The 26,663-nt window shown below is 40.4% G+C and carries 23 protein-coding genes; 9 read left to right on the top strand and 14 right to left on the bottom strand.

The genetic code is table 11. From position 1 onward, the window contains the following. Positions 1-81: 81 nt before the first annotated feature. Positions 82-744 carry a cadmium resistance transporter gene (locus BV372_RS17715; protein ID WP_086687811.1) on the bottom strand — a complete coding sequence of 221 codons (663 nt, stop codon included), beginning with the start codon at positions 742-744 and terminating at the stop codon, positions 82-84. Between the two features lie 41 nt (positions 745-785). Beyond that, positions 786-2,240, bottom strand: coding sequence for an APC family permease (locus tag BV372_RS17720; protein ID WP_086687812.1), 1,455 nt, complete (start codon positions 2,238-2,240; stop codon positions 786-788). 638 nt (positions 2,241-2,878) lie between these two features. Here BV372_RS17720 and BV372_RS17725 point away from each other — a divergent pair. Further along, complete coding sequence (locus BV372_RS17725) at positions 2,879-3,532, top strand: hypothetical protein (protein WP_086687813.1); 654 nt, start codon at positions 2,879-2,881, stop codon at positions 3,530-3,532. 128 nt (positions 3,533-3,660) lie between these two features. Here the strand turns inward: BV372_RS17725 and BV372_RS17730 are convergent, their stop codons facing one another. After that, positions 3,661-4,428, bottom strand: a complete 768-nt coding sequence (locus BV372_RS17730; protein WP_086687839.1) for a phosphatase PAP2 family protein — start codon at positions 4,426-4,428, stop codon at positions 3,661-3,663. 83 nt (positions 4,429-4,511) lie between these two features. Between BV372_RS17730 and BV372_RS17735 the strand changes: the two genes are divergently transcribed. Together BV372_RS17735 and BV372_RS17740 are read left to right on the top strand one after the other, a co-directional pair. Further along, on the top strand, positions 4,512-5,765 hold the full coding sequence (locus BV372_RS17735; RefSeq protein ID WP_086687814.1) for an alpha-L-fucosidase: 1,254 nt from the start codon (positions 4,512-4,514) through the stop codon (positions 5,763-5,765). Between the two features lie 523 nt (positions 5,766-6,288). Next, entirely contained in the window at positions 6,289-7,086 is a 798-nt protein-coding gene (locus tag BV372_RS17740) for a sulfite exporter TauE/SafE family protein (RefSeq protein WP_086687815.1), read from the top strand. 71 nt (positions 7,087-7,157) lie between these two features. On the opposite strand, the gene BV372_RS17745 is transcribed toward BV372_RS17740, so the two are convergent. Further along, positions 7,158-7,820 (bottom strand): cadmium resistance transporter, encoded by a 663-nt coding sequence (locus tag BV372_RS17745; RefSeq protein WP_086687816.1) that lies wholly within the window; start codon positions 7,818-7,820, stop codon positions 7,158-7,160. A 163-nt stretch (positions 7,821-7,983) separates the two neighbouring features. On the opposite strand from BV372_RS17745, the gene BV372_RS17750 reads away from it, so the two are divergent. Then, the gene (locus BV372_RS17750; RefSeq protein WP_086687817.1) at positions 7,984-8,688 is read left to right on the top strand and encodes a cadmium resistance transporter; all 705 of its coding nucleotides are present in this window, start codon (positions 7,984-7,986) and stop codon (positions 8,686-8,688) included. Between the two features lie 3 nt (positions 8,689-8,691). Here BV372_RS17750 and cysK read toward each other — a convergent pair whose 3' ends face one another. Then, positions 8,692-9,654 (bottom strand): cysteine synthase A, encoded by a 963-nt coding sequence (gene cysK, locus BV372_RS17755; protein WP_086687818.1) that lies wholly within the window; start codon positions 9,652-9,654, stop codon positions 8,692-8,694. A 19-nt stretch (positions 9,655-9,673) separates the two neighbouring features. Beyond that, entirely contained in the window at positions 9,674-10,129 is a 456-nt protein-coding gene (locus BV372_RS17760; RefSeq protein ID WP_256973295.1) for an Rrf2 family transcriptional regulator, read from the bottom strand. A gap of 239 nt (positions 10,130-10,368) precedes the next feature. Between BV372_RS17760 and cysE the strand changes: the two genes are divergently transcribed. Together cysE and BV372_RS17770 are read left to right on the top strand one after the other, a co-directional pair. Then, on the top strand, positions 10,369-11,094 hold the full coding sequence (gene cysE, locus BV372_RS17765) for a serine O-acetyltransferase (RefSeq protein ID WP_086687820.1): 726 nt from the start codon (positions 10,369-10,371) through the stop codon (positions 11,092-11,094). 295 nt (positions 11,095-11,389) lie between these two features. Next, positions 11,390-12,148, top strand: coding sequence for a hypothetical protein (locus BV372_RS17770; RefSeq protein ID WP_086687821.1), 759 nt, complete (start codon positions 11,390-11,392; stop codon positions 12,146-12,148). A gap of 243 nt (positions 12,149-12,391) precedes the next feature. Here the strand turns inward: BV372_RS17770 and BV372_RS38215 are convergent, their stop codons facing one another. From BV372_RS38215 to BV372_RS17785, 3 genes are all read right to left on the bottom strand, one after another. After that, the gene (locus BV372_RS38215; protein WP_306298992.1) at positions 12,392-12,586 is read right to left on the bottom strand and encodes a hypothetical protein; all 195 of its coding nucleotides are present in this window, start codon (positions 12,584-12,586) and stop codon (positions 12,392-12,394) included. Further along, complete coding sequence (locus tag BV372_RS17780) at positions 12,583-12,900, bottom strand: hypothetical protein (protein WP_086687822.1); 318 nt, start codon at positions 12,898-12,900, stop codon at positions 12,583-12,585. Before BV372_RS17780 ends, BV372_RS38215 begins: the two co-directional genes overlap by 4 nt. Positions 12,901-13,041: 141 nt before the next feature. Beyond that, a complete protein-coding gene (locus BV372_RS17785) occupies positions 13,042-14,481 on the bottom strand; it encodes a deoxyribodipyrimidine photo-lyase, 8-HDF type (protein ID WP_086687823.1) in 1,440 nt (479 codons plus the stop codon). Positions 14,482-14,772: 291 nt separating this feature from the next. Between BV372_RS17785 and BV372_RS17790 the strand changes: the two genes are divergently transcribed. Next, positions 14,773-15,327 (top strand): acireductone dioxygenase, encoded by a 555-nt coding sequence (locus tag BV372_RS17790; RefSeq protein WP_086687824.1) that lies wholly within the window; start codon positions 14,773-14,775, stop codon positions 15,325-15,327. Positions 15,328-15,396: 69 nt separating this feature from the next. Here BV372_RS17790 and BV372_RS17795 read toward each other — a convergent pair whose 3' ends face one another. From BV372_RS17795 to BV372_RS17815, 5 genes are all read right to left on the bottom strand, one after another. Beyond that, positions 15,397-15,717: a hypothetical protein gene (locus tag BV372_RS17795; protein WP_086687825.1), complete on the bottom strand. Its 321-nt coding sequence runs from the start codon at positions 15,715-15,717 to the stop codon at positions 15,397-15,399. A gap of 36 nt (positions 15,718-15,753) precedes the next feature. After that, complete coding sequence (locus BV372_RS17800; RefSeq protein WP_086687826.1) at positions 15,754-17,172, bottom strand: radical SAM protein; 1,419 nt, start codon at positions 17,170-17,172, stop codon at positions 15,754-15,756. Positions 17,173-17,370: 198 nt separating this feature from the next. Continuing rightward, complete coding sequence (locus tag BV372_RS17805) at positions 17,371-18,111, bottom strand: prolipoprotein diacylglyceryl transferase (protein WP_086687827.1); 741 nt, start codon at positions 18,109-18,111, stop codon at positions 17,371-17,373. Positions 18,112-18,363: 252 nt separating this feature from the next. Continuing rightward, positions 18,364-19,161, bottom strand: coding sequence for a hypothetical protein (locus tag BV372_RS17810; protein WP_086687828.1), 798 nt, complete (start codon positions 19,159-19,161; stop codon positions 18,364-18,366). 281 nt (positions 19,162-19,442) lie between these two features. After that, positions 19,443-19,817 (bottom strand): four-helix bundle copper-binding protein, encoded by a 375-nt coding sequence (locus tag BV372_RS17815; protein WP_086687840.1) that lies wholly within the window; start codon positions 19,815-19,817, stop codon positions 19,443-19,445. Between the two features lie 691 nt (positions 19,818-20,508). Between BV372_RS17815 and BV372_RS17820 the strand changes: the two genes are divergently transcribed. Both BV372_RS17820 and BV372_RS17825 read left to right on the top strand, forming a co-directional pair. Continuing rightward, positions 20,509-21,810, top strand: coding sequence for a P-loop NTPase fold protein (locus tag BV372_RS17820; protein WP_086687829.1), 1,302 nt, complete (start codon positions 20,509-20,511; stop codon positions 21,808-21,810). A gap of 108 nt (positions 21,811-21,918) precedes the next feature. After that, positions 21,919-26,663, top strand: a 4,745-nt coding sequence (locus BV372_RS17825; RefSeq protein WP_086687830.1) for a hypothetical protein, incomplete at its 3' end; no start/stop codon positions are given.

Consider the following 26,663-nt stretch of genomic DNA (forward strand, 5'->3'; position numbering starts at 1 on the left):
TGAAAGCTAAATATGATGCTTAGATAACATTTCATTTTTTTGATACTTCCAGCGCCAGCCGATGATTTTTGTTGCTTGGAATTATAAGGGAGGTAAGAACAATTCGCCCTTTAATAGATTTACGAGAGTCAAAGACCCACTTTCTAACAAAATAAAAGCTCCTAATCCCATCAAAACAAAAGGCATAATATTATTACCGTAGCGAGCCATAACATCTGCGATCGCTCTGTTATGGGTTAATTTATATGCTGCGTAGCACAAGCATCCAACTAACAGAAAAAATACCGTTAAAATTATCAGTAAGCTCTCCCCAGTACTACTAGCAAATAAAGGAACATAGATGCTGATGTTATCTGTACCATTGGCAAAGGTCACAGCAGCCACACTGTAAGTTTGGATATTGAGAAATTTGGTTAAAACTGAGTGATGAGACTGCTTTATTTCTGTCTCGTCTGCCTCCGAATTGTCTTCTTCCTGTTTAAGTAAAGAACGGATTCCTATAACTATTGGCACTATACCAAATAGACCAATCCAAGGACGTGGGATAATCAAGCCGCCAAAGAAACCGGGAAGACTAGCGACTATTAGTGCTGTAAAACCTAGATACTGACCAGCAATAATATGCCAACGGCGAAACTTAGCATTTACTTGTGAGAAAAACAGCGTCAGCAGCACCATATCATCAATGTTGGTAGCGCTGAAAGCTGCGATCCCAGTGTTAATTGCAGTGACTAAACCACTCATATCAATTTTAGATTTTTAAATTTGGAGAAAGGAAACAAAAATTAAGGAATTTTTCTGTCGCTGAATCTAGCGTGAATTTCTTCAATTCCTTGGCGCATACCTGCAACTAGGTTGGGAGAACGAAGCCTTTTAATGTTGAACCATCCACAAGTGACAACTAGATAGAACAAGAATAGGTAGGGAAACAGATCGTAAGGAGCTTCGGGAACTGGAAAGAGTTTACTACCAGGAATTCCAATACTTCCTAGAACTGGGATGATCATGAATCCAACTGCCAAAACTGAGAACAATACATCTCGCAAACGAAGTTGTCTAATGTTGTATAGGTAAACTGGTGCGGCAACGGATATCAAAATGTACACTGTTAAAAATCCATAGCTACAGATTGCACCTAAATAACCCATACTCTCAAACAATTTGATATGACATAGAGACATGAAAGCAGGCACAAGAAATGTAATTAACGAACACATTGTGACTGCAACATGAGGGGTTTTGTTGGATGAATGTGCTGTACCTAAAGAGGAATGAAAAAGACCATGACGCGCCATCAAAAAGAACACTCTAGCAGCAGGATTAATACTGCCAAGGATGCAAGCAAAGAAGCTAAGTAAGGCACCTAAAGCAACTAATTCTCCTAAAAAACCAACTCCGGCTTGTTGTGATAAAAAACCCAGTGGTTCTTCAGTTTTGGTAATTGAAACTCCTGTACCGCTAAACCCCAATACCTCTATATAAGTAGTTGCAATGTAGAACAAACCCGCCAGGATTACGCTACCCTTTACAGCTTTAGGGATGGTTTGCAAAGGGTGTTTTGCTTCATCACCTAGGGATGTTGCACTTTCAAAGCCAGAAAAAGCAAACATTACTAAGACAAGACCTGTTGCCACGCTACCTGGTGTTGTACTAGATAAAGTCAATTGGGAAATATCTAGCACAAAACCTTTGTGTGCCCAAATGATGATGCACAAAATAGCGATCAAAAAAATGGATACTCCCTCCATTAATAGCATCGCTACTGCGGAAATTTGAATATCTTTATAAGCTGCATACCAGGAAATTCCAGCACCGATTGCTAACAGCGTAATACTAGACGGATGGATACCTAAATGACCGAAGAACATGCCGCTGAAGTTTGCAAAACCGCAGAGTACTGACATCCCAGTTAATAAATAAGCTAAGACCAAACTCCAGCCGCAAATTACACCAGCCATCGGACCGAGTCCTTTACTGATGTAAGAATAGAGTGAACCGGGAGAGGCGGAACGGCTAGCAAATTGGTTGATATTAATGCTGACAAATAATAACCCGATCAGGCCTATTAAAAAACTCAACCAAGTTCCATTCCCTGAAAGCGCAACTATCAAGCCAATGTTAGATGCGGGTATTGTTGTGGGTGCAATTACAGCAAAAGATTGCGCTAAAACTTCTGTGAAGGAAAGACATTCTGGCTTTAAGCCATGAACACTGCGATGCGATGAGATTTCCTTGTTCATGTTGCTGCTTTTGCGGAGGAATAGTACATATATCGAGGGGATTATGGGTGTTTACGATATTGCTTTAAAGCACAATATCCCTTTTCAGCTATCCCTAAATTTTGAGCATATTCGATATATATCTCAATTAGACAACCTCTATCATTGGTTGTATTTCTCACGATAGAGGTCATACTACCTCATGTATTTTCTACAATCAAGTATTAGTAAAAAATAATTTTTAAAATTTTTCTAAAGATAGATTATTCACACTAAGTATATCGGAATAGTGTAAATTTATTATTGAGAAATAACATTGATAGTTGTTACCTTGAATAAGGAGATAAAAATAATACCCGATAAGCTCATGGGGATTAGAGCCATTTAATTTAATTACATGATGGGATCAAATATAGGTAGGGCTGAAGCTGATATACAGCACAATATCCACTTAAAGGCAAAAAGTATAAAACTCAATTAAAAAACGAATGTTGCCAATTCTGAGTTAAAATGGTAGGTTAAAATTAATAGTTATTCTGAAAAATCCGAAGTATTAGAAAATAATTTTTTAAAATAATAAAATTTTAGTTTTTGTTATAAAATTGACAATTTATGTAGTTAAATATAAACTGCAATTTGTAAAAAGTAGGACATATAATATGAAAACCTGCAAATACATTTTGATGGCAGTGCTATTACTAGTCAATCTAGTTTTTGCGCAACCTTCATTTGCCGATCGCCCGAAATTTACGAAAAACCCTGATTATATAGCTTTAACTGAAGAGATTAATAAACTGCAAGCCGCTAAAGACACGCAGGCTCAATTAGAGGGCTATAAACCAGAGCAAATTGAGCAAGCAATCAATGAGTTAGAGTTGCAAAAATATGCTTTTGAGTCGGGGATTGACTGGGGGCAGTGTACTAATCAAACAGGTAAGACTTTAGCTGTCTATGGGCCAGAACCAAATCTAGATGATGATGACTACTCCCAAGGAGCTGCACTGTATTTTTTGGGTAATGGTCAGACAACTCGAGATAGATGGAATTGTAAGGGTATTTATCTGCCGAGTGATGTGACAGCTGCGGCTTTGAACCAAGATGGACAAAGCGCAGAAGTGGCAGGTGGTGTTGTGATTAAGGTTCCAAACGGAACTAACTTAGCCCTGAAGGCAAATCCAGATACCGGGACAATTGAATTTAATCAAGCTGGTACTAAAATTCTCAAATCTGGTGATGTGGACTGGTTTATCCCTAATGTGTCGCAGGCAATTGTGGATGCACGAGTAACTAATGCGCCTACCAAAAAGGCTTAAATCTAGATAAATTAAGAACCACAGATGCACACAGATAAACACAGATAAGTATCGGTGTTCATCTGTGTTTATCTGTGGTTTAATATCCATAACACCTGTACTGTGTTCACAACAGGTAGAGGATAGGTTTAATCTTTTGCTAAAAGCTGTTTTTCTTCTGGTAATAAAGAAGTTTCATCTACAGTTTTATCGGCAATTATCGGGTTGGCTAAATTCAAATGGGGTTTGATAATTAGACTCACTCCAATGGCCCAGGCGATCGCAACCATCCAGCCTGCCAGAATATCGCTAGGGAAGTGAACTCCCAAGTACAGCCTTGTCCAGGCAATAGCCAAGAGATATAAACTACCGAAAAGAAGAATCAACCAACGCCAAGGATAACCTCTGCTCAAAATTAGCAGAACTATTACTAGCGTCATACTTGTCATTGCATGACCGCTGGGAAATGCATAATCAAATTCAGGCGCACCAGACACCCACAGTTGCGGACGCACTCGATGCATGAGTTCCTTGGCGGTGCGGTTGATGATCACACTTCCCAATGTTGTGGTGAGCAAATAAGTTAGCGATCGCCACCACCGTTTTTGCCATAATATGATGGCGATCGCCGTAAAAATCGGTAACGCAGTCCAAAACGAGCCAAACTTCGTCAGAATCACCGCCACTACATCTAATTGTGGCAGTGCTTGAGAGTGGATTGACAGCAGAATCGGTACATCCCAAGGAAAGCCACCTGCATTCTGCCAGACTTTCACTGCCAAAATTTCAAAGAACTGAAAAGGTAAATAAACTCCTATTAATAGGATCAATAAAGAACGCCAATGGGCAATAAGTAGGTTTTTGAGAAAACTCAGCGGCGAACGGCGCTCATTAGTCGCTTGTTTCACAGTTTCCATGATTTTTTGTTGGTTCAATTCCACAATAAATATTAATCTCAGATAAGTCCTCTAATTAAGGACTGAATTTTATAAATAAAACTATGAATAATAATTGGTTTCAAACAGCGCGGTTGGGGATGTTTATTCATTGGGGACATAGTTCTCAACAAGGCTGGGAGTTATCCTGGCCAATGGTTGGAGGTGTGTTTAGCCTTCCTTTTTGCCAAAATATTTTGATTGAAGAGTATTACAGTACAGCTGATACTTTTAATCCCCAGCAGTACAATCCCCAAGAATGGGCAGATTTAGCCAAAAGTTTAGGAGTTCAGTACGTTATTTTAACGACCAAACATCATGATGGTTTTGCTTTATTTCATACTCAGCAATCAGATTTTTCAATTGCAAACACACCTTATCAAGGGGACATTGTGGATGAATTTGTCACAGCTATGCGCGCTCAAGGATTGCGTATTGGTCTTTATTTTTCTTTGAGTGACTGGCATCATCCTGACTACCCTGCTTTTACGGAAGCTGATAAACCTTACCGTTTTGATAAACTGCCTCAACCCACACAGCAACAGTGGGAACGATATCGCCAGTTTATGTTCAATCAGGTAAAAGAATTGTTGACCAACTATGGTCAAATTGACATCATTTGGTTTGATGGTAGTTGGGAACGAACTCCAGAGCAATGGCAAGCTGAAGAGTTGGCAAAAATGATTCGTGAGTTACAACCCAATATTCTCATCAGCGATCGCTTACCAAATTGTGGAGACTTTGAAACTCCTGAGCAGTTTATTCCCCATCAACCGCCTGCTCATCCTTGGGAAACTTGTTTGACTATCAATGAAAGTTGGGGATATAACTCAAGCGATTGTAACTTCAAATCCTCTCGTCAGCTAATTCATACGCTGTGTGAAGTTGCTGGTAAAAGCGGTAACCTGCTGCTGAATATTAGTCCAATGGGTGATGGGCAAATTCCACCTGAACAGCTAGAACGTTTAGAGGACATAGCCAGTTGGATGTCTCGCCACGCTGAAAGTATCCTGGGTACAACACCAGGACTAGAACCCTGGCAATTTTATGGCCCTTCAACTCGAAAAGGCAATCGGATCTATCTGCACCTGTTGATGAAGCCTTATGAAACTATCTCTGTGAGGGGTTTACCAATTAAACAAGTGCAGTCGGTATCGCTACTAGCCGATGGTACACAACTAGCCTACACAAGTCGTTGTGCAATTATGGATTCTATATTAAATCCCGATCCCTTAGGTGAGTTAACTATTTCTGTTCCCAAATCAGCCATCGATCCCTACGCCACAGTCATTTGTATCGATATTGGCTCAATTAATTAACAAAATCATAGCAGGCGATCGCTCTTGTACGTCTTAGCACCACCCAAATTTCTGGGAACTGGCAAGGCACGCACTGAGGTGGGTAACTTTTATAGCAGCAATAACCAGAGAATCCCTTTTAATGGCATGTATTATCCAAAATTTTTGTGATTTATAACACGAGTACCCTAGACTTTAAATCAACTTTACGATTAAAATACGGTAAGCCAGTCGGTTTTCCGTGTTTACATGTAAAACTACAAAAAATCAATCGGCAGTTAAACCTAGCAGGACAAGCGATCGATAAGCAGTTATCACGGTTTGCTTAATAGCGATGCCAGCATCCATGCTCAAACAACTCCTAAATGTTTTTTGTGGACTGGAGATTAACTCGACCAAAGCTTGAGTTTGGATAACCTTTGTGTTACCTATCCCTTGAGCAGTACCATAACTGACCGAGCTTAGTCTACCACTAGGCTAAATTTCGCCTGCTTAAGTCCTAGCTGACTTCATTACACTTGAAACCTCGTTTCTGGATAGGAGTATGCACTATTTATTACTACCAGTCTTTAGCTTCTTTGTTGGCATCATTGTTGGGTTAACAGGAATTGGTGGAGCCTCCCTGATCACTCCCATGTTGATTTTTGTCTTCCAGGTTCCCCCTTCCATTGCTGTAAGTTCTGATGTGGTAGCTGCAACATTGATGAAGGTTGTTGGTAGTGCCAAACACTGGCAGCAGAAAACCCTTGATGTGGAAGTTGTAAAATGGCTGGCGCTGGGAAGCGTTCCTGGTTCGCTGTTTGGGGTAGGAATTTTGCACTTTCTCCGGCGCACAGGCGAGTATCATCTAGATAACATGATGCTGCGAATGCTAGGAGTGATGATTCTCCTAGTGACAGTGTTAGCACTAGTACAATTGCTGCTGTTGACTTTTTTCCCCAAGTTCAATTTACCCGAATTGCCAAAGTTAGATTTAAAAACCAACTTGGGTCGTTTTCTAACAATCCTCATAGGCGCAGTTTTGGGCTGCTTGGTAGGACTGACTAGCGTTTCATCAGGCTCAATGTTTGCCTTAGTAATGATTGCCTTTTTCCGTCTTGATGCACGTAAATTAGTGGGTACAGATATTTCCCAGGCAGCGATTTTATTGCTATTTACTTCTCTAGGACATCTCACCCTAGGAACAGTTAATTGGAGCCTGGTATTGCCAATATGGATAGGCTCAATTCCAGGTGTTTTACTAGGTGCAAAAATCTGCCAAATTGCGCCTCAACGTCCACTAAGGTTTATTGTTTACGCAATTTTGATGATGGTAAGTTGGAAGTTAGTTTATCAGGTGTAAGTAGGTTGTCATTTGTCATTTGTCATTTGTAAGTGTTTCAGGTGTGGTTACATATCTACTTAATGTCAATATTATGATCTCACCCACGGTAGTAAGTTGAATGTACCTCTTTCATACATGATCAACAAACCCAAGCCAATCAATACAAAAGGTACTATATGGTGACCGTAGCGATTTAAAACAGAAGCAATGGTAGCGTGACGACTTAAATAATAAGCGATCGCACACCAAATCCCGACCATAACAAAAAATACCATTAAAATTACCCCAAAGCTGGCAAGGTTATGTCCAGCAAATAAGGGGATATATATACTAATATTGTCGCCACCATTAGCAATTGTTACTGCTGCCACTTTATAGGTTTGGGGATGCAGAACACTCAAAAGAAAAGACAGGATAAAGTTACTAGGTGATGTCTGTGCAAAATTAGTAGATACTGTCTGCACTTCTGTAGTTTCTTGTTGCCAAGATAGTAATTGCTTAAGACCAATTGCAATTGGTAGTATTCCCAATAATCCAATCCATTCTCGTCGTACCACCAAGCCACCAAAGAATCCTGGTAAGCTAGCAAGGATAATTGCTACAAAACCTAGGTACTGACCAATTATGATATGCCGCCGTCTAAAGTTAGTATCTACTTGGGTAAAAAATAACAGTAGGATAAGTATGTCATCAAGATTAGTAGCAACAAAGGCGATAATTCCTTCAGTGAAAGCTGCCCCAAGCTGGCTCATGGTGGATGGTTAGAATGTACAATTTACCACCATACCAAATTAACAAATTCAAAATTCAAAATTGCAGAGTATGTAGAGTGGGCATTGCCCAATAGAACTTAGATATGGTGGGCATTGCCTACCCTACTAAAATCCTTTCTCCCAACTTGATTTCTCTGAATATATGAACGAGTTCATCACTGCAATTAGCACAGGAGTAGCCGCATTCAGTGCTACAAACATTGATGATATTGTTATTTTGCTACTGTTCTTTTCTCAGATTAATGCTACCTTCCGCCCTTGGCACATCTTTGCTGGCCAATATTTAGGTTTCACTGCATTGTTAATACTGAGCCTTCCCGGTTTTTTTGGTGGATTAGTTGTACCGCAAAACTGGATTGGATTACTTGGTTTGATTCCTCTGGCAATTGGTCTTAGTAGCCTAGTCAATTGGGAAGCCAATTCATCAGCAGAATTAGTACCAGAAATGGAACAAGTTGAAAGCTCAGCTGTTGCTAGTTTTATTTCTCCACAAATTTATACTGTGGCATCACTGACAGTAGCTAATGGTAGCGATAACATTAGCGTGTATGTGCCTTTATTTGCTAACAATAATTTAGAGAGTTTTGTTGTTATTATCGCTTTATTTTTTTTGCTTTTAGGAGTATGGTGCTACGCAACATATCAGCTAACCCATCAGAAAACAATAGCTAATTTCTTAACTCGCTACGGCAACAATATTGTGCCTTTCGTACTGATGGGTTTAGGTGCTTTTATTGTATTGAAAAGCGAAGCTTTAAGTTTAATAAAGCTTGCTGGTAGTTGTCTTTGTTTGACAATTCTGTTAAAAAATGATGATGAAAATGTCAAAGAAATGAAAAAAAACTAGGCATCAAACCTTACTTAACCATTCACTTTCCTCTGGATCTCTAAACAACGAGGTACTGAGATAGCGTTCGCCAAAGCTAGGTTGCACCATGACAATCAGGCGACCTTCATTTTCTGGTCGCTGTGCTACTACAAGTGCTGCATATAAAGCCGCACCAGCAGAAATACCTGAAAGTAATCCTTCTTCTTTTGCTAAACGACGGCTGTAGGAAATCGCCTGCTCATCTGTAACTTCAATGACCTCATCTACCAAATCTGGGCGGTAAATTGCTGGAACAAATCCGGGGCCTATCCCTTGAATTTTATGAGGGCCTGGTTTACCACCTGCTAATACAGGACTGTTGGTAGGTTCAACTGCGATCGCTTGGAAACTTGGCTTGCGTTGTTTAATGACTTCTGACACGCCTGTAATTGTCCCGCCAGTACCGACTCCGGCGATAAGGATATCCACTTGTCCATCTGTGTCAGCCCAAATTTCTTCAGCCGTAGTTGAGGCGTGAACTTTGGGATTTGCAGGGTTGCGGAACTGTTGCAACATATAAGCATTGGGCGTTTTGGCGACAATTTCCTCCGCACGCGCGATCGCTCCGCGCATCCCTTCTACTCCAGGCGTTAACTCTAATTGCGCGCCATAAGCTTTCAACATTGCTCGCCGTTCTTGGCTCATCGTATCAGGCATCGCTAGAATAAGATGGTAGCCCTTAGCGGCCGCCACCATTGCCAGAGCAATACCTGTATTACCGGAGGTTGGCTCTACTAAAATGGTTTTTCCCGGCTGAATCCAACCCCCTTTTTCTGCGGCTTCCACCATGCTGACACCAATTCTGTCTTTGACAGAAGAAGCTGGGTTCATGCTTTCTAGCTTCACCACAATCTGAGCAACTGCGCCCGCAGCTTGGGGAATCTTGTTTAATTGAACTAAAGGCGTCCGTCCGACTAACTCTGTGATGTCTTTTGCTATCCGCATCAGGGGTACTCCTGCGTAACTAAATGTAATACATTGGACTCTGCTGTGCGCGAGCCTCTCTTTGCTGGCATAAGTCTTGGAGTGTATAGCTATTTAACACCTCAATCGAGGCTGCATTAGCCTGCTCCCAAACTTCATGCACCAGACTCTTCTCTAAAGTGCGAGCTTCAGAGCTGTCTTTCTCTTTGCGTTCACCTTCCACCACAGTAACAATTTCTAGTAAGGTAATCTGCCACGGCTCACGCACTAAAATGAAACCTCCTTTAGAGCCGCGTTGACTCTGCACCACACCAGCACGCCGCAGGTTGGTCAAAATTTGTTCCAGATAGCGTTCGGGTATGGGTTGCTTGGCAGTAATCTCACTCATAGTCAGAGGAACTTTTTTGCTGTGGTTGCTTGCCAACTCTAAAAGTGCCAGCAGTGCGTATTCGACTTTGGAAGACAGATCCAGGAGAGCGTATGTTTGGCTATTCAAGTCTCTACTCAATATACTACGGTGGGTCGATTGATTTATCGTTATTTATGCGGTTAAAAGTGGAACATGCGATCGCATCTTCACTTATTGCACAAATCTCCGTATACCTATCGACTTACCGTAGATTATCTTATAAAATTCTCATAAATAGTTTGAATCTTTTGTAGAAATTATCGGACTCCTGCGTTCCTCAACATCCAGAGCCTCGCCCATCAACGACAATCTCAATCAACAGATGTATGTTACTAACTGATTTGCGAACAATTTACGAGCGCGACCCAGCAGCTCGTAACTGGCTAGAGGTATTGTTTTGTTATCCTGGGCTGCAAGCCTTGCTGTTTCATCGATTAGCACACAGGCTGCATAAAGCGGGAATTCCTTTTCTACCGAGATTTATTTCCCATCTGAGTCGGTTTTTCACTGGAATTGAAATTCACCCTGGTGCAGTGATTGGTAAGGGTGTGTTTATCGACCACGGAATGGGAGTAGTAATTGGCGAGACGGCGATTGTGGGTGACTATGCCTTAATTTATCAAGGTGTTACCCTTGGTGGTACTGGGAAAGAAAGCGGTAAGCGCCATCCCACATTAGGTAGCCATGTAGTTGTGGGAGCAGGTGCAAAGGTTTTGGGAAATATTCAAATTGGCGATCGCGTGCGTGTCGGCGCAGGTTCGGTAGTGCTGCGAGATGTACCAAGCGATACTACTGTTGTTGGGATTCCCGGACGGATAACTCGTCAAAACAACATAAATGGCGATGTTCTAGCTCATGGTAAAGTCCGGGACGTGGAAGCTGAAGCAATTCGCGCTTTGTTTGAACGGGTTAAGGCTTTAGAGAAACACCTAGAACAGTTACACGCTGAGTCAAGTTTGTCGTCAATCCAACAAGACAATGGAGTAATAGAAAGTAGTACCTGTGATAGCGATCGCGTAATTGCAGACTTTCTTGATGGTGCGGGAATTTAACGAAGTAGCCAGTATGAATTACGTATACCAGCACGTACAGCAGAATTTAGGAGTTAGAATTCAGAATTCAGAAGTAAAACAGTCTTTATGCTTGGGTTTGAGCCTGAGGATCTGTACTTCACTAACTTGAAATTCGCTGTATAAAAACCTTTTTTCTTTGTGTCTTAGTGTCTTAGTGGTTCAATATTACTTAAAATACCAAGGCACAAAGTATTTTCAAGCAAGACTAATTTCTTCCTGCTGTTCTACATTTCTCTCTGTGTTAGATATTGTGGAACAAAGCAGGACTATAGGAATGTTGCTAAAAGTTTCTCTGGAATCTCCGGTATTTATTTTATTAATAATTATTAGTTTTTTATTGGTAACTTTAACAGCTTGGTTATCGCAACGACCTTTGGAGTTAAAACCCTTTGGGTTAGATGATATTATGCAGTTACTTACGTTACCGTTTTTTATTTCACTTTTATTAGAGCGTTCCTTAGAAGTTTTTATAACTACTTGGCGAGGTCCTACTACAGAACAGCTAGAAATTAGTATTCAACAGCAAACCGCTCTAATTTCTGAAAAGCGAAAATTTATCGAAGAACAACAAAGTCAAAATCAAGTCTCTTCTTTAGAAGCAAGTCCTATCAAAGTTAATCAGTCAGGTGGAACCACTTTAGAACAGCAACTCATCCAAGATTCTAACCAAATTCCTACACAAGCATTTCAGCAATTACAACCGCATATTAATGATTTAAATACCAGAATTAAGAATTTGAATGAAATAGAACGGCAGCGAGTAAATTATAAGTCTGATACTAGAATAATTGCTTTATGGACATCTCTTTTATGCGGTTTATTAATTAGTGCGATCGGTATTCGCTCTATTGAACCACTAATTGTACTTGATGCTAATAATCCCATTCAAATAATTATTTTTCGCTGTTTAGATGCATTATTAACAGGTGGTTTAATTGCTGGCGGTAGCGAGGGAATACATAAGTTCACCCAAGTATTTACTGATTTTTTAGAAGCTACTTCTAGGCAAGCCAAAGATAGAAAATTATCTTGAGAAAGCAAAGTAATACAATCGTGGAATCTACAAAAAGAAAACAGATTCAGGATTGAAATTCTTATTTTTTCAAATTCATGCTAAAGTCAAAACTCCTGATGGCATATCTGCAACTAAGCGCATAGTTTTTAACCATTGGCTACCTAGTAAAATTTCTGTAATTTCTTCGCCAGTATAGACAGGAACTTCAAACTCTTGCCTATCTAAGCGGACTTTTCCTAAATAAATTCTAAAAATTGTTATTCACTGTGCTGTTCGTAACTGTCGTTCTCGCAAAAAGCTCCAACCTAGCCCTTCTACATCCTGGGAATTAACAGCAAGTAACTCTGTAAATCCAGTATCCAGCATAGCAGTTACTGGTAATTCTAATCCATCAGCAGCAATCAACTCAATTTCAAAAAAAAGCTCACCATCACTGCCAAAATTCCCTTCGATCATATTCTCCCAGCTACCCCTGTTTCGTTGATCACAAAAATGAAAGGGATAGCATTTGGATATTTTTGAAGGCACATTTGGGTAACTATTTCTTCATTTTGATCAATAAAATAATCCCCACTCTCTGCTTCTACTGCCATAAACCATTTATAGTGGGTTTTTAGCAACTCTGGCTGAAGGCGCTCAAAAATGATTTTGCAGCGTTGGTAATGTTCTTCTAGTGTCCTTCTCCATTGTGTTTTTTGTTCTTCTGTCCATTGTATTTCAGGAAATAATCTTCCCTGACGTACTATGTGATTATGCTTGGTTTCAGTCATGGCTTTGTATTCTCTATCAGTTCAGGAATAGTGAGTAAAAGCTAACTTAAAATATACTCATAGTTTGTAGTGAGTGCTAAAGCACTCAGAGTAAGATTTTAAGAAGGGCTAGAGCCTCGGACTACAAACTTAAGTTTATCTTTATCCCAGCACTTGTTTTTGCTCTTGATAACGCTGCTTAAATTGCTGTTGCTGAATTTTATGCTCGACAATGGGGTCAGGATAGCCAACAGCGCGACGTTCCAAAGGTGTGATTTTACCAGTTACTAAATATTCAGTATCTATCGACCGCAATTCTGGCAACCATTGGCGGATGTATTCGGCATCTGGATCGAATTTTTGTGCTTGGCTGGCTGGGTTGAAAATCCGCACTGGTTTGGGGTCCATGCCACTGGAAGCACTCCACTGCCAACCACCATTATTGGCAGATAAATCAGCATCAATCAATCTCTGCATAAAGTATTTTTCTCCTCGTTGAGGACTAATTAATAAGTCTTTAGTGAGGAAGCTGGCAACAATCATTCGGCAACGATTATGCATCCAGCCGCTTTCATTCATTTGACGCATGGCTGCATCGACAATGGGATAACCTGTTCTGCCTTCACACCATGCTTGGAAATGTTCTTCGTTGTTTTCCCAAGGAAAGGTTTTGAAAGTATCGCGGTAAGCACCTTCAGCCAATTCCGGAAAGTTATACATTGCGTGTTGATAAAATTCCCGCCATGCTAATTCCTGTTGCCATGTGCGGATATTGGCGGCTGTTTCTTCACTGCGGCTATTTTCTTCGGCTTCTAGGGTGGCTTGCCAAACGGTGCGAATGCCAATGACGCCAAATTTTAAAGCTGCACTTAGTTGGGATGTACCATCAACTGCGGGAAAGTTGCGCTGTTCCCGATATTCATTAATGGAAGTTGCGCTAAATCCCTCTAGTCGTTCTTGTGCTGCGGCTTCTCCTGGGGAAAGAATCAAGTCTCCATCCCAGATAAATCCTAAATCTTTGGCTGTTGGTAATGAGATTGCTCCTGTTTGCTTGGCAATTTCCTGTTCATCTGGTGTCAATCCCTCAACATCGTGGAGAGTTTCTACTGGTTTAGCCTTGGTTCTGCTACTCCAATTTTTCCAGAAGGGAGTGTAAACAGTATAAGGGCCATTGCCACCTGTGCGAATTTGTTCTGGTGCGTGCAGGATTTGATCCCAGTTGTGGTCTAGAAACGCAATACCTTTTTCTTTGAGGGCATTAATTATAGTGCGATCGCGTTCTTGGGAGTAAGGTTCTACATCCCAGTTCCAAAAAACAGCTTTGGCATTCAAAGCCGCTGCTAACGCGGGAATTGCTTGTACAGGATTGGCGTGGAGGATTAACAGTTGGCTACCAGCTTGAGCATATCGCTCTTGTAGTGCCTGTAAACAGCCAATCATGTAAGTTGCTCTGACTGGAGCAACATCATCCCGTTCGAGAATATTAGGATCGAGGCAAAATACTCCCACTACTTTGGGACTTTGTTTGCGTGCCGCAGCCAGTCCTGTATTATCAGCAATACGCAAATCACGGCGATGCCAAAATAAAATTAAGTCAGACATTCCATACTCATAATAGTTCGCCCGTACTAGTTTAAAGTCTTATGTACCTGTAAGCATCACTCTAGCGATAAATTTCTGGGCAAAAATCCAAAATCAAGGTTTTTGAATTATATTTTGAGCGCTATTAGTCAGAGACTCTAGCCTTTTCAATAGCACCAAACAGCGTACTACACAAACATAATTGCCGTGTCAGCGAACGAGAATATACAACTCCGGTTTACCTATCGGCATAGTGGCTAATTAATTAAAATTTAAGTATACTTTTGTTAATGGTTAATTAGTGTTTCTGTTATGGCTACTCTATTGCTTGACGACGGTACAATCGAGAGTGATTTAGGCGATATAGTGCGTGAATTGGCTCCTCTTGGCATTCACCTGAAACACTACGATCCAGGAACATCGCTGCTTTTTCCCCACTTAGTAGAGCAAGACGTTGTTACAGAATCTGAGAAGCGCTACATTTTAGAACTCCACAATGGTGTCTTTGAATTTCTCCAGCAAGAAACAGGCTATCTCTGGTGTGACTTGCTAAATGTGCATCCTGGTTCCCCGCATATCGAGACGCTAATTGCCACTTACAGCCGTTATCATACTCACACTGCTGCTGAACCCATCTACGTTTTGGCAGGAGAGATGATATTTGGCTTTGTGAAACCCGATGGTAGTCAGATACAGCTTTTAATTCAAGCTCAAGATTATCTCGTTATTCCGGCGGGAGTTGAGCATTGGTCTAGTCCTAATGCATCTTTGAATTTTAAAGCAGTTCGCTATTTCATTACCGCAGAAGGTTGGTTGCCTAATTACACAGGAACTCAGTTAAGTGATTCTCTCAATAAACCGCGCTAATATAACAGTGCTAAATCATACGTGAAAAACAAGATTCCCGACTTTTTAAAAAAGTCGGGAATCTTTGTTCTAACGATTGGTAAATAGTAGTAAAAAACAAGTGCCATTTAATAAAGCCGTAATTACTGCACCAATAATTACCCCTTTCATCATTGCTAGGCGCTGTTGCCGTCTTAGCCAAATACAAAGGGGAATTACATATAACATTTGCCAAATAAAAAATCCCCAAGCACCAATAATCCAAATACCTAAATAATTGTAACTACTATAACCAAATATTTGACCATAAATCCAGCCCAACAAAAAGATTATAGCTATTGCTATTATATGCAGTCCAAATAAAAGAAATATCCCTAAAAAAACATTTAAAATTTCATTTCTTTGAGACATTAATTTAGCCCTGTAGATGATACTGATAAATTTATTTTAAACAGGACGGTTATTCACTAGGTGATATCCAGCACTGCCTTCGCGGTAAAACATATTAAAGGTATCAAATGGGATAATCCTACCATCTGGATGCACAATATGAATGCAAGAACGCTTGACTGAACGGACATCAAAGTTAAAAGGGTCGAGAAACTGAACAATCATCACTCGAAATATATTAGAGTAGTTAATTCCTTCTGGTACGGCTATCATTGGTAAACAACACAAAAGCTGCTTGAGTGATAAAGCCGCAGAATTTGGTGAATGACTGGTAGAAAATAATTGGAAAATTTGCTGCTTCAGTTCTTCATTTTGCTCATAAAGTACACTGTTAGGCATAATTTTCACAAAAACATCTGGATTAATTAAGCCAGTCAAAGGTATTACTTCGCCATTTATTTTCAATGCATAAGCCATCGCTAAAGAATCGGGATGGCAGGGAACTGGGAGAATATCTTCAGGTTTAAAATAAGGACTTTGTTCTAAAATTGAGCGACGAACTTCTGTTAAAGTGTATCTGTCTCGCTTGGGGTCAAATCCTGCTAACCTTCCGGCTGCTTGTATCGGTTGAAAAGTCACGCCTCGGATACATTTCTGTTGCAAAGCATACTCAATAATTTTCCCAATTTCGTGGTCATTTAATCCTTTTTTGAGTGTGACAACCAAAGTAGTTGAGATATTATACTCGTTGAGATTGGCAATTGCTTTTTCGCGGACAGTCCGTAAATCTGCACCGCGTAACTCTTTTAAAGCGTCGGCTTCAAAGCTATCAAATTGCAAATATATTTCAATCCCTGGCATATATTGGCTCAAGCGCTCGCAGAATGATTTATCCTTAGCAATCATCACGCCATTGGTATTGATCATTAAATGCTTAATCGGCTTACTTTTGACAATCTCCAAGATTTGAAAAAACTCAGGATGAATAGTTGGTTCACCACCACTTAATTGAACTATCTGCGGTTCTCCTTCATTTGCTACTACCGCATCAATCATCTGTTCAATTTGCGCTAAACTGCGATGCAGTCGTGGTTGCTGGGATAATTGGGAAACTTCTTCTGCACCAGAATCGGCGTAACAAATTGGACAGGAAAGATTGCACCGATCTGTAACTTCGATTAATGTTAAACAACTATGTTGTTCATGATCGGGACAAAGCCCACAATCATAAGGACAGCCATATTTTATCGGAGTATTAAACTTGAGAGGCATATCCCCCGGTTTAATAAATTCTAGAGACTTTTTATAATATTCAATATCATCAGCTATTAAAACTTCTTCTCGTCCATGAGTGGGACAATGCTTAACTAAGTAAACACAATCATCTTGAAAAATGATTTTGGCTTCTACCTTAATTAAACATTTTGAACAAACACTATTAGTTAAGGCGTAAAATAGATAATTACGAGTAGGCATAGTATTAGATAAGGCAGAGGGCAGAGGGCAGAAGGCAGAAGGGGATTTAGAAGGGGAGCATCCCAATTTTGCCAACAGAAAATTTGTAGTGGGAGCATCTTGCTCTCTAAGCAGGAGGCAGAAGGAAAGTCTAAAAAAGTTTTTGTAGGATGGGCAGTGCCCACCTTACGATTATTGAAAATAATGCATAATATGCAATTAATGTTTGAATTGAAAAATCTGGCGAATGCTGTGACGATAATACAAAATAGTTAATAGGCAAGCAACTTGAATAGCACTCAACCCTAAAAAAGGATGAAAATCCGGTTTAATGAAATCTACCAGAAAACGAAACCCGAAATAGGAAACTAAATAAAATTTAAATAAATCACCATTTTGATATTTATAGCGGCTGCGAAAGTGCAAAAATAGTATTAGTAATCCTAAAAATAAGATTTCATATAATTGTGTGGGATGGCGGTGAATACCATCGCCAAAATCTATTCCCCAAGGTAATTTTGTGGCAATTCCGTAAGTGCGATCGCTCAAGCCTGTAAGAAAGCAACCAATCCTGCCAATTGCGGTGCCTACAATTAAAGGATATACAAATACATCGCCAGTAGACTGATGAATACCAATAATTTTTTTGGTAGTTTCTACACCAATCAGTCCACCTAAAAGTGCGCCTACTACTGTTTTTCCTTGCAATAATAGTAATAATAATTGCTGTTGATTTTGCCAGATTAAATCAAGATGTTGCAGCCAAACCAAAATTTTGGCACCAATTAAAGCACCTATCATACCACCAACTATTACAGAACTGCGTTGGCTAGGTGCAATAGAATCTTTGCGGACATGACGTAACAATAAACGAAAGGCAGCGGCATAAGCCAAAGACTCAAACAAAAGATGAGGGTGAATTCGCCACGAACCTAGCCAAATATAAACAGGGAAAGTCACAGAATGCTTGACTCCAGTTGTGAGTGTTGGTTAAAAAAAGTCGAACTTTATTCTAGAGAATGCAGAGTTAAAAGTATTGTTATGTACGTTTAATTAAATTAAATAAAAAACTTAATATAAGATTCATATCTAGTTTTTGAAATACATATAAGGTGGGCATTGCCCACCCTACATTTCAGACTTCAGATAGGTGATTTTCTCAAAAATTAAAACCAGATTCCTATACAAATTTCTATTACTGTCGTCATAATATCACTCAATTTCCTCACAGCGAATTAATAATGTTTCCATCGCCTCGGCTAGGGAAATTAAGTCTATCCAAGAGGAACCACTAACTAAATTTTGCGCGTGCGCCAATCGGTTGCGTAGCTGTTCAGCAGACTTGAGAAAACGCTCTCCAAATCGCTTCGATTTCAGTCCAAGTTGCTCAAGAAGTTCTGGCTGATTTAAGACTAACTCTCGTTTATCGCAAAATTGGAGATAATCTAACAAATCTGTGGCTTCGTTTCTTTCTTGGCTTTCTTGCCATAGTCGTTGAGCAACTCGTAAACGTTCTGGTTTGAGAACTTTTTGCCAGGAATCTTGAGGATAGTAAAGCCGCACCAGCCGCAGCAAATTCATCTCTAGCAAAGTTACTAACCCAAATAGCAGCATTCGTGCAGGTGCTTTTTGCAAATCGCCACAGGTAATAATTCCTGTTACTTGATTGCAGTCAAGCACAAATAATCGGGGAGTTTGTTGCAGAATTGGTAGCAATTTCATCAGTGGAGTGGAGATAGCGATAAGTTCTTTAGGATGAAACACTCGCTGATAATCACTGCACTTACCTGATGTGGCTTTTATCAAGCTGATGCGTTCTACATAACCGCTAATAGTATCTTCCGACTCCACACCAACCACATCAAAATCTCGTGCTTGCATCCAATGCAGCACCTCTGTTACTTCTGCTTCACCTGAAACTGCTTTGAGGGGTTCTGCTACGTATTCAATCGTGATGTTGTTCTCAAACAAACTCCGCAAATCTTGAGAACGCGATTTAAGGTGTTTCATCTGCGTTTATTTGTAAGTCATCCGCAGCACAAGTATTTCATGACAACCTACATCGTATCAGTTGCTCTCAGGCTAAAAGCCTAAAGCTAAATAAACTAAGCCAGCCTGTGCAGACTGTTTAGCTAAAAAATGTTTTTGTTAGGTTGGGATTTTTTGTTTTAACCTGTTGCTTCCAAAATAAGATGTACCCCATAACCATAAATATACTTCAAGCGCCCAGACTTTTTGAGCCTGAGCGCTTGAATATTAGGTTGCAGAGAAACTTCTGCTGGTTATTGAAGTTAAGCAGGCATCATTTGCATAGAACGGCAAGATTCTGCACACTTACGGCAAGCTGCGGCGCATTCCATCATTTTAGAATCGTCGCTCATTTGTTCACAAGACATTGCACAGCGATCGCACATTTCTGCACATAGCATACAAGTGCGTCCCATGAATTCGGAACCACTCATCATCATGTTCATGCACATCATGCACATTTCAGCGCAGTCGCGCATCATGCCCATCATGCTCATCATGTTCATGTCCATCTGTTTGCCTTTAGACATAGACATACAGTGAGTCATGGTTTCCATGCACATTTTATGACATTCCATGCAAGCGTCCATGCAAGTTTGCATTTCAGTTGTCATGGATTCGTTCATCATCATCATCATCATAGGAAAACCTCCTAACTTGCTGATGCATTGTGAGTCGTCCTTGGGAGGACTTAATTATCACGTTAGACTTATATTTTTTAAGAGTCAATAGGGTTTGTAGGTGGGTATTTATAAGTTACCTATCCCGATATGTTTACCGCTAATTTCTATTAATTCCACATAAACTAGTGATATTTATAGTGAGATGTTGCTGAGAATTATTGTAGATAAAGGAATGGAAACTCCCATAAAAAAGTGGTGTTTAGTCAAAGAAGTAAATTTCTAAATGTAGAATCAACAATTAGGGTTACTTTGGTGAGAGATTAATGTCAGTTTTTTTTAACAAATGGCTATATAAATATTTGTAAATTTATTGAGGTAATGCTTACCAAAAGCCGGATACGGTAGGCAATGCCCACTCTACTGAGGACTAATATGATGTCCGTTCAAATGCCCGTCATTGCGTTCGCCCTTGGCGTTCCCGAAGGGTACGAAGTGAAGCAATCGCAGAGTCCTTGTGATTGCTACTCTGCGAGAACGCCTTCGGCGAACGCTCCACTTCGTTCCGCTCGCAATGACATATTAAGGGTAATTTGCCGGACATCATATAACCTTCAATTCCCAATCGCTCTTTTCCCTAAGCGTGGCTGAGTCATTTGTATAATCACTGGAATGGGCAGTAGTAGCAAGCTGATTCGGGTGATTTTTCATGAAACTGGATTTAAAGAAGTTTTTTCAGGCGTCCAACCCCAGCAAGACTTTGGTTGTCAGCAAAGCAGAGGATCGGCAGTATTATATTGATTTTTCTAAAGTGCGGGGTGCGAAGATTATTGAGGAATTAGGGCGAACTATCACCCGCCTTTCACCAGAGGAGCCAACCTGCCAATTATTTACGGGACATATCGGTTGTGGCAAGTCTACCGAATTACTGCGATTAAAGGCAGAGTTAGAACAGCAGGGATTTCATGTAGTTTATTTTGAGTCTAGCCAAAGCCTGGATATGGCAGATGTTGATGTTACAGATATTTTATTAGCTATAGCTCGTGAGGTAAGTCAAAGTCTAGAAGCAATAAAAATTAACATCAAACCGGGATATTTTCAAAATTTATTTAAGGAAATCACCGATTTATTACTTACACCGATGGAACTTTCTCAAGTTGAACTATCGGCGGGTATTGCTAAGATTACTGCTAAAACTAAAGATAGCCCAAAGCTTCGTAGTCAGTTGCGCCAATATCTAGAACCGCGCACCAATGGAATTTTAGAAGCAATTAATAAAGAATTACTCCAGCCTGGTAGAGACAAGCTGAAAGAGAAAGGTAAAGCCGGATTGGTGGTAATTGTGGATAATCTTGACCGAGTTGATAATTCCTTAAAGCCATCGGGTTATTACCAGCCTGAATATTTGTTTGTGGAACGCGGTGAACAGTTAAACCAGCTAAATTGTCATGTTATTTATACAATTCCCCTAGTTTTAGTATTTTCTAACGCTTTGGGCAGGTTAACCAATCGCTTTGGCGTAGACCCGAAAGTTTTACCGATGGTTCCGGTGCAGTTACGAGATAGTTCTGATTCTCAACAGGGAATTACGTTATTGCAAAAGATGATTATGGTTAGGGCTTTTCCTGGGGTAAGTTGGGAACAAAGCCAAAATCTAATTACTCAGGTTTTTGACAGTCCAGATACATTAGAACGAATTTGCCGAGTTAGCGGTGGACATCTGCGTAACTTGTTGATGCTGTTGTTTCGTTGTTTGCAAAGAGAAGATCCACCGCTTTCGCGTGATTGCGTAGAAAGCGTAATTAAACAACGCCGCAATGAGCTAACTTTAGGGATTACACCTGATGAATGGCAATCATTGCGTGAGGTAGTGCAAGATAAAAGCTTTAGAGGACATGAAAAATACGAACTTTTGCTTCGCAGTATGTTTGTATTTGAATATCGGGATGAGGATGGTTCTTGGTTTGATATCAATCCAATTTTGATAGAGGCAAAAGAATTTCGGTTATGAATGATGCATCACAAACTCTGCTGCTTAGATCCCCGACTTCTTCAAGAAGTCGAGGATCTAAATCACAAATGTAGGCAATGCCCATCCTACTAAATAAATCATTATGTTATGAGTCATGAAGAAATAGAAAATTTAGACGTTGATAACGAAAGCTCATTAAAAACTCTGGTAAGAGCGATTACCTTTTCGCAAGGTGAATTCTCGCTGATTTTACTGCGCTGTAATTATGATGATTTGCGTCAGCGCATAGTGCAACGCCTCCACCAATTATCTCCGGTGAAAATCCGCGAAATTACTTTACCTGCATCGGTGAGAACGCTTTACACAGCGATTAAAGAACAACTGGGAGATGAACAACCACCAGCATTAATGGTTTTTGGTTTGGAGTCGGTTAAAGATATTGATACGGTTCTGACTGCGGCAAATCAGGTTAGGGAAGAGTTTAGAAAAAACTTTCCTTTTCCTATATTGTTGTGGATTAATGACCAAGTTCTGCAAAAGATGATTCGCTTGGCAGCAGATTTGGATAATTGGGCGACGACAATTGCTTTTAATAATACTACTAATAATTTAATTCAGTTTCTGCGGCAAAAAACTGATGAGATATTTGCTGGTGATGTTATCCCCAATCCGCAAATTTGTTGGGAACTAACAACTGCTCAACAAGATTTACAAAGTCGCCAGCAAGTTTTAGACTCAGCAATTCAAGCAAGTCTCGAATTTGTACTTGGTTTGCATGATTATTTACACGATCGGATTGATTCGGCTTTAGCACAGTATCAGCAAAGCTTGGGTTTTTGGCGACAAAGTAATCATTTAGAACGGCAAGGTATATTATTAGCGCATATCGCTTTAGCATATCAACGCCAAGCTAGTATTAATTCGGTGGAAAATCAAGGCGATTGGCAAGAAGCAAGAAATTATTTTCAGCAAGCTATTGAGATTTTTGAAGACGCACAAAAGCCAGATTTAATTGCTCAATATATTAGTAAATTGGATGAAGTTCTGCGCAGCTTACAAGCATGGAGCGATCTACAAAGCCTTGCGGAACAATCTTTAATACTGCATCAAGATTATGGTACACCGCGACAGATAGCTGAAGATTACGGTTTTTTGGCAGAGGTGGCGTTACAGCGATCGCACTGGGAAGAGGCGCAGCAATTTGCTGAACAAGCGCTGGAAGTATTAAATATAGCGATTTCCGTGGGGATGCAGTACGCTTTTACCCCACCCCGACAAAGCGCCGCTTTGGCGGGGTGGGGTTCATCGGGTTTAGTAAGTAATCAACCGGACATGATATTACAAACCCATGAGCGTAGTTTTTATCGGGTTTTGTTGGCTCGTGCGCAACGGGGTTTAGGACAAGTAGAAGCAGAAATCAGTAGCTTGGAACTCGCAAAATCAGAAAGTAATCCCCAGTACAATCCGCAATTATATATATCGATTTTGGAAAGATTGCGCGAACTTTACTTTGAGCAAGCTAGATATTTAGATGCATTTCATCTCAAGCAAGAACGATTACAAATTGAACAGCAATATGGTTTTCGTGCTTTTATAGGTGCATCTTATCTTAACCCGCAGCGACAGGCAATTAACCCGGCACAGATACAAGTAGAAAATACAGAAACAATTGCTCAAGAAATTGCAGTTTCTAGCCGAGTACAAGATGTTAAACGCTTACGCGAAAGAATTAGCGGGACTGAATATAAGTTGACTGTAATTCATGGACAGTCGGGAGTGGGGAAAAGTTCAATTTTGCAGGGGGGATTAATACCAGCGTTGCAACAACAACCAATTGGTGAGCGAGAAGCTTTACCAATTTTGTTGCGAAGTTATACAGATTGGGTGGGGATGTTAGGACGCAAGTTACTAGAAAGTGTCCAGAGGTTGCAGGGAATATCTCTAAATTCTGCGGCAGATATATTAGAGCAGTTGCGTAACAATGAAAGACGGAATTTATTAACAGTTTTAATTTTTGACCAGTTTGAAGAGTTTTTCTTTGTTTATAAAGACCAAGCTCAAAGGCGACCGTTTTATGAATTTCTGCGCGTCTGTTTAGATATCCCTTTTGTGAAGGTGATTTTGTCTTTGCGGGAAGATTATTTACATTATTTATTAGAATTAGACCGGATATTTGATTTAACAGTTATTAATAATAATATTCTCGATAAAAATATTCGTTATTACTTGGGTAATTTTTCACCCACAGATGCAAAGGCTGTTATCCAAAGTTTGACAGAGAAGACACACTTTTATTTAGAGCCTAACCTGATTGATGAATTGGTAAAAGATTTGGCGGGTGATATTGGGGAGGTACGCCCGATTGAGATGCAAATTGTAGGGGCGCAATTGCAAACTGAGAAAATTACGACTTTAGCAAAGTATCGTCAGGCGGGAACTAAGGAAAAATTAGTTGAGCGATTTTTAGAGGAAGTTATTAAAGATTGTGGTGCAGTTAATGAACGCACTGCCAGATTAGTTTTATATTTATTAACTGATGAAAACGGTACACGCCCGCTAAAAACTAAAGCTGAGTTAGCCGCAGATTTGGGAGCAGCAGCCGAGGAATTAGATTTAATATTGGAGATTTTTGTTAAATCTGGTTTGGTATTGCTGTTACAAGAATCGCCAGCAGAACGTTATCAATTGGTGCATGATTATTTAGTTGATTTGATTCGTCAGCAACAGGGAGATGAGTTATTAAAAGAATTGGCGAGGGAACGTGAGCAACGTTTGCAAGCAGAAGCCAATTTACAACGCGAACAAAAAGCCAAAAACATATTAGCCGATGCTAATCGGGAAGCTGAACATAAAATTAATCAAGGTCGTAATAGATTAGCTTTGAGTTCTGGTTTGGCAATAATTTTATTGCTGGCTGCGGGTTTATCTGCTTTGTATGCAGTTAATAAAATTAGGGAAGCAAATATTGCAAATGCAGGAAAGCAAGACTCACTTGCAAAAATGGCAGAAGCGAATACCAATCTAGAAAATGTAAATTTACAAAAGCGACAAACAGAAAAGCGGCTGGGAGAAATTCAGAAAAAAGCTCAAGACTTAGAAAATAAAAAGAAAGGTTTAGAAACAAACTATCAAGAAGCACTAAAAAATAAAAAAGTCGCAGAAGATAAATCAAAATTAGCAGAACAGGCGACGCAACAGGCAAAGAAAAACTTATTAACTGCTCAAACAGATTTAGATAAGGTAAACCAGCAAGCAGCAACATTACAACAGAGAAACGCCCAAGCAGAAGAGAGAATTAAAACGGCTAATGCAAATGTAAAAGCTGCTGAAGATCAAGTAAAACTGGCAGAAAGACAACAAAAAGAAGCAGAATTAAAAGCTAGACAAGCTGATGAAACTTTGAAGCAAGCACAAGCAAGCCTGACACAAGCACAAAGCGCAAAAATTGCCGCAGAAGCAGCACGAAAAGAAGCATTGCAAGGAACAAACTTAGAAAGGGCGGGGGCTAATGCCTTAAGACAATTTGAATATGCCGCGTTAGAATCGCTGGTGTCGGCAATACATAGTGGTAAGGAGTTGAAAAATCTGGTTAAAAATGGTCGCCCACTAGAAGAAGACCCAGCTTTTAGCCCGATTTACGCTTTGCATACCATTCTTGACAATATTAAAGAACGTAACCAGTTTCAAGGGTATCAGTCCAGCGTCTTAGGTATAAGTTTTAGTCCCGACGGCAAAACTATCGCCACCGCCTCTTCGGACAATACAGCGCGGTTGTGGAACCTGCAAGGGCAACTTTTACAAGAATTCAAAGGGCATCAGTTCAGTGTCAATAATGTGAGTTTCAGCCCCGACGGCAAAACCATCGTTACCGCATCTTGGGACAAAACAGCACGATTGTGGAACCTGCAAGGTAAACTTTTACAAGAATTCAAAGGGCATCAGAGCTATGTCTTAGGTATAAGTTTTAGCCCCGACGGCAAAACCATCGCCACTGCCTCAGCTGACAAAACAGCGCGGTTGTGGAATCTGCAAGGGCAACTTTTACAAGAATTCAAAGGGCATCAGGACAGCGTTAATAGTGTAAGTTTCAGCCCGGACGGCAAAACCATCGCTACGGCCTCATCGGACAAAACAGCACGATTGTGGAACTTGCAAGGACAGCTTCTACAAGAATTTCAAGGACATCAGTCCAGTGTCAATAGTGTAAGTTTTAGCCCGGACGGCAAAACCATTGCCACCGCATCTTGGGACAAAACAGCGCGGTTGTGGAACCTGCAAGGACAACTTTTACAAGACTTCAAAGGGCATCAGAGCTACGTCTTAGGTGTAAGTTTTAGCCCCGATGGCAAAACCATTGCCACCGCCTCTGATGACAAAACAGCCTGCTTGTGGAACCTGCAAGGACAACTTTTACAAGAATTCAAAGGGCATCAGGACAGGGTCTGGGGTGTAAGTTTTAGCCCTGACGGCAAAACTATCGCCACTGCCTCTTGGGACAAAACAGCGCGGTTGTGGAATCTGCAAAGGCATATGCTACAGGTATTTCAAGGACATCAGTCCAGCGTTAATAGTGTAAGTTTCAGCCCCGACGGCAAAAACATCGCCACCGCATCTTGGGACAATACAGCGCGGTTGTGGAACCTGCAAGGACAGCTTTTACAAGAATTCAAAGGGCATCAAAACCGTGTCAATAGTGTAAGTTTCAGCCCCGACGGCAAAACTATCGCCACCGCCTCTGATGACAAAACAACGTGGTTGTGGAACCTGCAAGGACAACTTTTACAAGAATTCAAAGGGCATCAGGACAGTGTCAATAATGTGAGTTTTAGTCCCGACGGCAAAACCATCGCCACCGCCTCATCGGACAAAACAGCGCGGTTGTGGAACTTGCA

This window comes from Nostoc sp. T09 (assembly GCF_002154695.1).
Lineage (GTDB): Bacteria > Cyanobacteriota > Cyanobacteriia > Cyanobacteriales > Nostocaceae > Aulosira.

What these genes read in the sequence shown, in the direction of transcription:
- BV372_RS17715 (WP_086687811.1), bottom strand. Translation starts at nt 744, where the DNA reads ATGAGTGGTTTAGTCACTGCAATTAACACTGGGATCGCAGCTTTCAGC.
- BV372_RS17720 (WP_086687812.1), bottom strand. Translation starts at nt 2,240, where the DNA reads ATGAACAAGGAAATCTCATCGCATCGCAGTGTTCATGGCTTAAAGCCA.
- BV372_RS17725 (WP_086687813.1), top strand. Translation starts at nt 2,879, where the DNA reads ATGAAAACCTGCAAATACATTTTGATGGCAGTGCTATTACTAGTCAAT.
- BV372_RS17730 (WP_086687839.1), bottom strand. Translation starts at nt 4,428, where the DNA reads ATGGAAACTGTGAAACAAGCGACTAATGAGCGCCGTTCGCCGCTGAGT.
- BV372_RS17735 (WP_086687814.1), top strand. Translation starts at nt 4,512, where the DNA reads ATGAATAATAATTGGTTTCAAACAGCGCGGTTGGGGATGTTTATTCAT.
- BV372_RS17740 (WP_086687815.1), top strand. Translation starts at nt 6,289, where the DNA reads ATGCACTATTTATTACTACCAGTCTTTAGCTTCTTTGTTGGCATCATT.
- BV372_RS17745 (WP_086687816.1), bottom strand. Translation starts at nt 7,820, where the DNA reads ATGAGCCAGCTTGGGGCAGCTTTCACTGAAGGAATTATCGCCTTTGTT.
- BV372_RS17750 (WP_086687817.1), top strand. Translation starts at nt 7,984, where the DNA reads ATGAACGAGTTCATCACTGCAATTAGCACAGGAGTAGCCGCATTCAGT.
- cysK (WP_086687818.1), bottom strand. Translation starts at nt 9,654, where the DNA reads ATGCGGATAGCAAAAGACATCACAGAGTTAGTCGGACGGACGCCTTTA.
- cysE (WP_086687820.1), top strand. Translation starts at nt 10,369, where the DNA reads ATGTTACTAACTGATTTGCGAACAATTTACGAGCGCGACCCAGCAGCT.
- BV372_RS17770 (WP_086687821.1), top strand. Translation starts at nt 11,390, where the DNA reads ATGTTGCTAAAAGTTTCTCTGGAATCTCCGGTATTTATTTTATTAATA.
- BV372_RS38215 (WP_306298992.1), bottom strand. Translation starts at nt 12,586, where the DNA reads ATGATCGAAGGGAATTTTGGCAGTGATGGTGAGCTTTTTTTTGAAATT.
- BV372_RS17780 (WP_086687822.1), bottom strand. Translation starts at nt 12,900, where the DNA reads ATGACTGAAACCAAGCATAATCACATAGTACGTCAGGGAAGATTATTT.
- BV372_RS17785 (WP_086687823.1), bottom strand. Translation starts at nt 14,481, where the DNA reads ATGTCTGACTTAATTTTATTTTGGCATCGCCGTGATTTGCGTATTGCT.
- BV372_RS17790 (WP_086687824.1), top strand. Translation starts at nt 14,773, where the DNA reads ATGGCTACTCTATTGCTTGACGACGGTACAATCGAGAGTGATTTAGGC.
- BV372_RS17795 (WP_086687825.1), bottom strand. Translation starts at nt 15,717, where the DNA reads ATGTCTCAAAGAAATGAAATTTTAAATGTTTTTTTAGGGATATTTCTT.
- BV372_RS17800 (WP_086687826.1), bottom strand. Translation starts at nt 17,172, where the DNA reads ATGCCTACTCGTAATTATCTATTTTACGCCTTAACTAATAGTGTTTGT.
- BV372_RS17810 (WP_086687828.1), bottom strand. Translation starts at nt 19,161, where the DNA reads ATGAAACACCTTAAATCGCGTTCTCAAGATTTGCGGAGTTTGTTTGAG.
- BV372_RS17815 (WP_086687840.1), bottom strand. Translation starts at nt 19,817, where the DNA reads ATGATGATGATGATGAACGAATCCATGACAACTGAAATGCAAACTTGC.
- BV372_RS17820 (WP_086687829.1), top strand. Translation starts at nt 20,509, where the DNA reads ATGAAACTGGATTTAAAGAAGTTTTTTCAGGCGTCCAACCCCAGCAAG.